The following is a 1,971-nucleotide window of genomic DNA, read 5'->3' as shown; positions in this document are numbered from 1 at the left end:
TTTCAGGCCTCGTGGTGTCCCTGGAACCCCCTGGGGGCGAACCGATGGGGGGGGGGGGCCGGGGGGGGGGGGGGGGGGCCCCCCGGGGGGGGCCCCCCCCACTTTCGCGTGTGCGAATGCGTGTGTGCGGAGGTGGAAGCGGTCAGCGTGGCAGGGGTCTTCGACGGCGGATCGGCGTTGGGGCGGCTTCGGGGCGGGGGATCAGCTGACCCCGCCCGGCGCGTGCCGGCGACGGTCGTGCTCGCGGACGATGGCGAGGGCGTGCCCGTGTCCGAGGTTGTGTTCGCCCTGGAGCCAGGAGACCCGGTCCTCGAACCGGGAGAAGGCCGGACCGGCCTCGATTTCCCGGAACCAGTCGGGGAGTTCGCGGCCGGTGCAGGCGGGCACCCGGGCCACGAGGTTCCGGTGGGTCTCTTCGGAGAAGTGCAAGGACATAAGCGCCTCCGGTGAGCGTTCCGTTACCCGAGCGTGCATGACGGGCGAACGGTTGGCAAGCGGTCGAAGCCGACCCGCACGCGGTGTGCGCACTGGGTACGCTCCGGTTATGTCGTCCCGCATCCCCATCCCGCCGGTCGGGAAACCGTCCGCTTCCCTCACGGTTGACGTGGCCCCGTTCGTGAAGGAGTCCGGTGCGGTCGCCGACCGGCTGCGGCACCTGTCCGAGGCCCGGTTGAAGGCGCCGCTGACCGCCCGTCAGGAGACCTCGCCGACCCGAGCCGGCGCGGCGCTCGCCTTGGCCCAGTGCCTGGCCGACCTGGCGGCCGCGGTCGAGGGCGAGCCGCTGCGCGAGGTTCCGGATCTGGGGGTGTTCGCGGTCGGCGACCAGGTGGCGGTCACCTCCGGCGATCTGGCCTCGGCGCTGGGGCTGTTGGCCGAGGAGCACACGCTGGTCCTGCAGGACGGTGAGGCCACGACGGCCGCCGACGTGGTGCGTCGGGCGCGGGAGATGGTTCGGGAGTTGTCGGCGGCGATCTGAGCGGGCGGGGCGGGGGCGGGTGCGGTTGGTGCGATGTGCGGGCCGTGCGCGGCGGGGGCGGTCCCGTTACGCCGGCGGCCGTACGTACAGGCGGTCGGCCAGTGCGTACGTGGTGTCCTCGTCCAGGCCGAAGGTCAGTGCCCAGCCGCCGCCGACCTCGCAGGTGCCGAGCAGGCGTACCGGTAGACCGAGCGAGAGCGCGACGTCGATCAGCGAGGCCGCCTCCGGGTCGCCGGGCATCACCACCAGCGAACTGCCGTCGGCGAAGTCGAGCACGTCCAAGCCGCCGGAGCCGCCGGGCGAGCCGGTGCGCACGCGGGTGATCGGGGTGGCGCCGGCGATCAGGCCGGTCAGGTAGCCGCCGGTGAGGTGGGTGGGCAGCAGCGGGGTCAGGTTTTCCGACGGATGCGGGCGCCGACCGCTCGTGTCGTCGGCCGGTGGGTCGCGGTACGCGCTCTCGTCCGCGAACTCGTCGCGCCCGGGCCCGGGGACGGTCAGCGGTGGTCGTTCGGCGTCCCGGCTGCGGAAGAGATGGTCGACGAACGCCTGGTCCCAGATCTCCGCGGCCGCGCGGGCGCGGTGTCGCCGGCACAGTCGGCGCACGAGGGTGGTCACCGCGACGGCGCACGCGGCGGTGATCAGGACGGGGACGATGTAGGCGTTCGACATGACAAGATCCGCAACCCTTGGCCGGCCCGAGGAACAGCTTCCCTTCCAGGGTCGCGCTGCCGGCCGGTTGTCGCCAGAGCGTGACATCCCTACCCGAGGGGACCTTGGGCTGCTCCGAGTGGGTGACGGCGCCGCATGGCCCGCCCGGGGTGTCCCGGACGGGCCGCACGGCATGCGTCGGACGTGCCGGGCGCGACGGCCGCGGCCGGCGTGCCGGGTCAGCTCAGGCGCTCGAGCACCATCGCCATGCCCATGCCGCCGCCGACGCACATGGTCTCCAGGCCCCACTGCTTGTCGTGCCACTGCAGCGAGTTGATCAACGTGCT

The 1,971-nt window shown here is 73.3% G+C and carries 4 protein-coding genes; 1 reads left to right on the top strand and 3 read right to left on the bottom strand.

Going from position 1 to position 1,971, the window contains the following annotated elements; all coding sequences use genetic code 11:
- Positions 1-201: 201 nt before the first annotated feature.
- On the bottom strand, positions 202-435 hold the full coding sequence (locus tag ACZ4FV_RS52165) for a DUF4287 domain-containing protein (protein ID WP_395864142.1): 234 nt from the start codon (positions 433-435) through the stop codon (positions 202-204).
- 169 nt (positions 436-604) lie between these two features.
- On the opposite strand from ACZ4FV_RS52165, the gene ACZ4FV_RS52160 reads away from it, so the two are divergent.
- Positions 605-976, top strand: a complete 372-nt coding sequence (locus tag ACZ4FV_RS52160) for a hypothetical protein (protein ID WP_395864140.1) — start codon at positions 605-607, stop codon at positions 974-976.
- Positions 977-1,042: 66 nt separating this feature from the next.
- On the opposite strand, the gene ACZ4FV_RS52155 is transcribed toward ACZ4FV_RS52160, so the two are convergent.
- Positions 1,043-1,645: a hypothetical protein gene (locus tag ACZ4FV_RS52155; RefSeq protein WP_395864138.1), complete on the bottom strand. Its 603-nt coding sequence runs from the start codon at positions 1,643-1,645 to the stop codon at positions 1,043-1,045.
- Between the two features lie 218 nt (positions 1,646-1,863).
- The coding region (locus tag ACZ4FV_RS52150; RefSeq protein WP_402237517.1) for a hypothetical protein at positions 1,864-1,971 on the bottom strand (108 nt) is incomplete at its 5' end.

Source organism: Embleya sp. NPDC025285 (genome assembly GCF_055558835.1).
The sequence above is the reverse complement of the archived record's forward strand: the minus strand, read 5'-3'. Positions and strand labels throughout refer to the sequence as shown.

Excerpts from the sequence above, each read along its gene's own strand:
- ACZ4FV_RS52165 (WP_395864142.1), bottom strand. The coding sequence starts at position 435 with ATGTCCTTGCACTTCTCCGAAGAGACCCACCGGAACCTCGTGGCCCGG.
- ACZ4FV_RS52155 (WP_395864138.1), bottom strand. The coding sequence starts at position 1,645 with ATGTCGAACGCCTACATCGTCCCCGTCCTGATCACCGCCGCGTGCGCC.